This is a genomic window from Pseudomonas sp. 25 R 14 (genome assembly GCF_900004755.1).
GTDB classification, from domain to species: domain Bacteria; phylum Pseudomonadota; class Gammaproteobacteria; order Pseudomonadales; family Pseudomonadaceae; genus Aquipseudomonas; species Aquipseudomonas brenneri.
The window spans coordinates 263,525-270,198 of sequence record NZ_CVTS01000068.1; the positions used below are offsets into that span (position 1 = coordinate 263,525).

The 6,674-nt window shown below is 62.2% G+C and carries 2 protein-coding genes; both read right to left on the reverse strand.

Going from position 1 to position 6,674, the window contains the following annotated elements:
• Nucleotides 1-10: 10 nt before the first annotated feature.
• Nucleotides 11-970, reverse strand: a complete 960-nt coding sequence (locus tag BFQ03_RS27620; RefSeq protein ID WP_032857539.1) for an alpha/beta hydrolase — start codon at nt 968-970, stop codon at nt 11-13.
• A 47-nt stretch (nt 971-1,017) separates the two neighbouring features.
• Nucleotides 1,018-6,674 (reverse strand): non-ribosomal peptide synthetase (locus tag BFQ03_RS27625; RefSeq protein WP_139115752.1); only part of this gene is annotated, 5,657 nt, incomplete at its 5' end.

Consider the following 6,674-nt stretch of genomic DNA (forward strand, 5'->3'; position numbering starts at 1 on the left):
CCGTACTCAATCAGTGGCGCGCGAAAGCCACCCGTAACGATTCGGCGATCCACTCCAGAGCCTCTTCAGCCTCGTCGATAATCGCCCCCATACGCATAAAGTCATGGGTCATACCCGCATAAACCTTTACATCAACCGCCACGCCGGCCTGTTTCAAATGGGCGCCATACGCCACCCCTTCGTCGTGCAACGGATCGCACTCAGCCACCGCCAGCAACACCGGCGCCACGTTAGGCGCAACCTGCGCCAATAGCGGTGAAAAACGCGGGTCCAGACGATCACTGTGCTCGCCAGCGTAATGCTGGTAGAACCAGCTCAACGTGTCCTTCTCCAACAGATAACCCGAGCCATAACGCTCCAACGAAGCGGTCGGGCGGCTCGCATCGGTCACCGGATAGATCAACACCTGCAAGCACGGCTGGACCTGGCGCCCATCAGCCGCCAACTGGTTGCAAAGCACCGTGGCCAGGCTGGCGCCAACACTGTCGCCAGCTACGGCCAGACGCGCCGGATCGATACCCAGGGCACCAGCCTCCTGTACCAACCAGTGCCATGCATCCTGTGCATCGTGAACCGCCGTGGGAAACACCCACTCCGGAGCCAGTCGATAACCCACGGAAATCACCACACAACCGGCCCGGGCCGCCAACGAGCGGCACAGCGCATCGTGTGAGTCGAGACTGCCAACCACATAGCCACCACCATGAAAATACAACAGTGCGGCACGGGTCGAGCCTGGCGGCGTAGCGCTGTACAAACGCGCCTCCAGGCGGTTGCCATCACGTACCGCAATCGACAGGGTTTCAACCCGTGGCAGCTCCTCGCAGTCAGCCATCATCAACTGGGAGGATTGATCAAACTGTTCACGAGCGGCTTGTGGGGTCAACTGATGCATGGCCGTGCGCTTGCCGCTGTCACGACCGGCACCGACCAGTTCAAGAAATGCAGCAATATCAGGGTTTAACGACATGAAACAACTCCATGCTGGCCGGGCGATTCGCCCGGCCAGGTTCAGGTTCAAGCGCTGATGGGGGTCAGCAACCGGGTAAGTGCCTGATCCAGGCTTTCAAGGAAACGTGAATTGCGAGGGACTTCGAAGTGCCCGCAAGGCAAGCTCGGCCCGGCAGCGTCCTGGCCCAGTTGCAGGCCTAGTGCCTGGGCAGCCGCTTCATGGCCTGCGGCCCACCAGCAATGAGGTGCTGCCTGAATCTGCGGGCAACGGGTCAGCGCCAGGGACAAACGCTTGAGACGCCGAGCCACGCTGAAGATATGCCCCAGCTCATCCGCCCCCAACACCTGGGACAGCGAGCCCACAGCGACCGTCTGCTGCGCCAGCAAGCCAGCGAACAGTTGACGCAAGCCCGCCGGGGTTTCATCCAGGGTGACCGGCAGTATCGCCTGCACGCCAGGCATCATCACCTGGATAAACGAGTGCAGATCCTCCAGGCCGTCATCCATCTCGCCAGCAGGCTCGGTGCCCGGAACGAAACTGTCCATCAGACCAAGGAACTCGACCTGCTGGCCCTGACGCTCCAGCTCTGCCGTCATCAATATCGCCAGCGTCCCGCCCAGGGACCAGCCCAGCAAATGGTATGGCCCATGGGGTTGTCGGGCGCGCAGGTCATCGACGTAATCCACGGCCATGCGCTCCAGCGACGAGTCCTGCCAGTTGGCGTCAAGCAGCATCCGGCACTGAATCGCCTGCACCGAGCGGCGCCCGGCTAACAGCCGCGCTACGGGCTCGTAATCGAATACCGTGCCAAACCCTGCGTGTACACAGAACAAGGGGGCCAGCTCAGTCTCACCTTGATTCATCGTCAGTATCGACACAGGTTTTGCCGCAAGCGCCGGTGCTTCACCACTGCCGGTCAGTTCGCCAATCGTCGGTTTTTGCATCAGGTCACGCAGTTTCAGACTGAAGCCATGCACCTTCAGCGCGCGCGCCTTGGCCACGACTTGCAGGCTTAGGATCGAATCACCACCCAGCTCGAAGAAGTTGTCGCCCAGCCCGACCTTCTCGACCTTAAGCACGGTCTGCCAGATCTGCGCCAGGGCTTTCTCCAACTCGGTACGCGGTGCTACATAACCGCGCTGCTGTTGATTGACATCAGGGTCTGGCAGGCCTTTGCGGTCGAGCTTGCCATTGGGGGTCAACGGCATACGCTCCAGCACCATCAAGTGCGCGGGCACCATGTAGTCCGGCAACTCGCCTCTCAGTTGTTCGCGCAGGCGGTCGCACCAGCCGCTGTCAACGCCACTGTCCTGGGCCACCACATACCCGACCAATTGCTTGCCGCTGCCACCCTCGCGGGCGACCACCACGGCATCCCGCACCCCGGCACAGCCCTTGAGGCGCGATTCGATTTCGCCCAGTTCGATACGAAAGCCACGGATTTTCACCTGATTGTCGATACGCCCCAGATAATCGAAGACGCCATCCTGGCGTTCGCGCACTAGGTCACCGGTGCGGTACAAGCGCCCACCGTCGAGGCTGAACGGATCGAGGACAAAACGCTCGGCCGTCAGCCCCGCACGGTCCAGGTAACCCCGGGCCATGCCATAGCCGCCCAGGTACAACTCACCCGCAGCGCCTTTGGGCAATGGGTTCAGGTCGCTGTCCAGTACATAGGTGCTGCGCGCACCGACCTTGCTGCCAATCGGCGCGTAAGCCGCGCCGCAGGTGTCGTCTGGCCCCGCCTTCCAGATCAACGGAGTGACCACGGTTTCGGTCGGGCCGTAGCCGTTAATGATGAACTGGGGCTGCAAGGCGCGTTGCGCCAGCGCCAGGCTGGCTTGCGGTACCGCATCACCACCAAAGCAGTAGATACGCACCGCCGGCGGGTTACCTTCACGCTCGGCGTGCTCGGCCAACTGTTGCAGATAAACCGGCGGGAACGCCGCGACTGTTACGCCATGCTGGTGCAAGGCCTCAAAGGTCTGTTCCGGCGTCCACAGGTTGTCATCGCGAATCAGCAGGCGCCCACCGTGAGTCAGCGTGGTCAGCCAACGCTCATGGGCACCGTCGAAGGCAAAGGACATAAACAGCAATTCGCAGTCCTCAGGGCTCATGGTGTAACGCTCGCCAATCGCCCGGCAATGCATGGCCAGCGGACCATGTGCCACTGCCACGCCTTTGGGCAGGCCGGTGGATCCCGAGGTGTAGATCACGTAGGCCAGGTTTTGCGCTTGCAACCGCACCTGTGGGTCTGTCACGGGCTGGTCAGCGAGGTCCAATTGATCGAGTTCCAGCACGCGCACGTGCGCCAACGCCGGTAATGTCTCGCGCAACGAGGTGTCGGTAAGCAGCAAGGCAATCCCTGAGTCTTCCATCAAGTAGGTCAGACGGTCCTTTGGATAGCCGGTGTCCAGCGGCACATAAGCGCCACCGGCTTTAAACACGGCAAGCAAGGCCACGATCAACGACTGGCCGCGTGGCATGGCCACGCCCACTCGCACTTCCGGCCCCACGCCTTCGGCGACCAAGAGGTGAGCCAGGCGGTTGGCGGCTGCGTCCAGTTCGGCGTAGGAATACACCGTCTGACCAAACAGCACCGCGGGCTGCTGCGGTGTACGAGCGGCATACTGGGCAATGCGCTGGTGAACATACAGGCCATCGAATTCAGGCTCGGCTGGCTGCACCTCACCAGCCAGAGCCTCAGGCAGACCGATATTGCCCAAAGGCTGATGCGCATTGCTGGCCAGTTGTTCCAGCAGCCCTTCCATGTTGCGGCGAATGCTCTGTACCGAGGCTTCGTCGAAATGCTCCTGCAAATACATGTACTCGATGACCAAGCCGTCCTCAAGCGTCACCATCAGGTCCATCGGAATGTTAGTGCGTCCATAACTGCCGGTATCGCCAAAGCGCAGCAGTGGATCGTTGACCGCGTTGAGGGCCTGATCGACCGGATGGTTTTCGAACACGATAATGCTGTCGAACAAGGCCTGGCCACTCTGCCCGGCCCAGCGCTGAACATCGGACAACGGCGTGTATTCGCGCTCACGCAGTTGCAGGTTGTAATCCTGAATGTCGCGTAACCAGTCCCCCAGTTGACGCGACGGGTCGATCACTTGAATCACGGGCAAGGTGTTGATGAACAACCCCAGCATGCGTTCGGAATCGGCCAGTTGCGCAGGACGCCCGGCGACAGTGGCGCCGAAAGCCACGCTGCTCTGGCCACTGTAGCGACTGAGCAACATCAGCCAAGCGGCTTGCACCAGGGTATTGAGCGTGACGTGCTGGGTTTGCGCAAACCCCTTCAAACGCTCGGTCGCAGCCTCACCCAGCCGGCTGTAAAGCGCATGATGGCCTTGGCCGCGCTGCTTGCCTGCAAACGCATTGGCCAGGTAGGTCGGCTCGTCCAGGCGTACCAACTGCTGGCTCCAGAACGCCTGGCTGGCCTGCGGGTCTTGCTGGCGCAGCCACGCGATGTAATTGCGATAAGCCACAGGCTCCGGCAACGCTACGCCCGAGTAGTGCTGCAAGATTTCGCCCAACAGTTGCGACACGCTCCAGCCGTCGATCAGCAAGTGGTGATAGGTCCAGACCATCTGGTAGCTGTCCGCACCCAGACGGGCCAGGACAATGCGCTGCAACGGCGGGCGCTCCAGATCGAACCCGCGCTCACGCTCATCGCGGGCCAGTTGCTCCAGGCGTTGGGGCAAGTCGTGGGCACCTTGCAGGTCCAACTCGACCAATGGCAACTCAAGACTGTCCATGACAAATTGCAGCGGTTGCTCCAGGCCTTGCCAGACAAAGCCGGTGCGCAATATGGCATGGCGCTCGCAGGCCGCGCCCCAGGCGCGTTTGAAGCGCTCCACATCCAGGCCCTGCACCGCAATGCTCAACTGGTTGATGTAGAGCTCGGCATCTGGCGCGTTCAGACCCAGGAACAACATACCCTGCTGCATTGGCGACAAGGGATACAGATGCTCGACCCGCGCCAAAGGCAGCCCCAGGCTGTGCAACTGCTCATCGTTGAGCCCATGCAACGGTTGTTCGCTGAGTGTGTTATCAGCAGCAACCGCCGGTACCGCCCAACGGATATGCCGGGCCAGGACCTCGATGCTACGGTGCTGGAAAATATCCCTTGGGCTCAACTCAAGGCCGGCCTGACGGGCACGGCTGACTACCTGGATCGAGCTGATGGAGTCGCCACCCAAGGCAAAGAAGTTATCCGTTACCCCGACCTGACGGAGCCCCAGCACGTCTTGCCAGATATCAGCCAGGATACGTTCGACCTCACTGCCCGGCGCGACGAAAGCCTGTTGGGCCAGTGCCTGATCCGGCACTGGCAGCGCCTTGCGGTCCAGCTTGCCGTTGGGGGTCAACGGCATACGCTCAAGCAGTACCAGGGAGGATGGCACCATGTAGTCGGCCAGGTGGATGCTCAATTGCTCGCTCAACTGGCTGACGAAATCCGCCTGGCGCGACTGTTCGGCCGCCAGCAACAAGCGGTCCTGAGGCACCACATAACCTACCAGGCGCGGCCCGGTGGGGCCGGGAACGGCAACCACCACAGCCTCGACGACACTGACCTGCTCCAGCAAGCGCGCTTCGATCTCACCCAGTTCGATACGGAAACCGCGGATCTTCACCTGATGGTCGATCCGGCTGATGTAGTCGATCACCCCGTCCGCGCGATACCGCGCCAGGTCGCCAGTACGGTAGAAACGCCCGCCCGGCTCGCCATACGGGTTGGGCAGGAAGCGCTCGGCGGTCAGTGCCGGACGTTCGAAATAACCCCGCGCCAGGCCATCGCCACCGATCAGCAACTCGCCAGCCACCCCCACTGGGTTGGCCGCCAGGTCTTCACCAAGGATGTACAGCGAGGTGTTGTGGATCGCCTTGCCCAGGTATGGGTGGCTGTGTTCGCTGCTCAACGGCTGCAAGGCCGACCAGATGGTGGTTTCGGTCGGGCCATAGAGGTTCCAGGTTTGCGCCCCCAGGGCCGTCATGCGCACGGCCAGTTCATCGGCCAGCGCTTCACCGCCGCACAGGAAGCGACGACCCGCCAGGGCACCTGCGTTAGGGCTTTCCAGCAGCATGCGCCAGGTCGACGGCGTGGCTTGCAGCAGCGTGATGCCCTGCGCTTGCACCTGTTGCAGGATCAGCTCGGGATCGCGCTGGGTGTCCTGGCTGGCCAGGACCACACGCCCGCCGACCATCAACGGTGTGTACAGCTCCAGGCCGAAGATGTCGAAAGAGAACGTGGTCAGCGACAGCAGGCGATCCTGCGCACCGATCCCCGGCGCGGCGGCCATGCTGACAATGAAGTTGGTCAGCGCGCCATGGCGCACCATCACGCCCTTGGGCTTGCCGGTGGAGCCGGAGGTGTAGATCGCATAGGCGAGGTTTTCCGGGTCCAGCGTTACCTGTGGGTTTGCGCTGCTGTAGCCGCTCAGGGCCTGGCCCAGGTCCAACGCCTGCACGTGAGCCGGGATTGGCAAGGCCAGATGAGCCTGGCTCAGCAGCAGCTTGAGGCCGCTGTCTTCGATCATGTAGCCCAGGCGATCCTGCGGGTATTCCGGGTCCAGCGGCACATAGGCGCCACCGGCCTTGAGCACCGCCAGCAAACCGATGACCATTTCCAGCGACCGTTCAACCGCCACGCCCACCAGCACGTCCGGGCCGACGCCCAGTTCCAGCAGGCGGTGCGCCCACTGGTTGGCCCGGG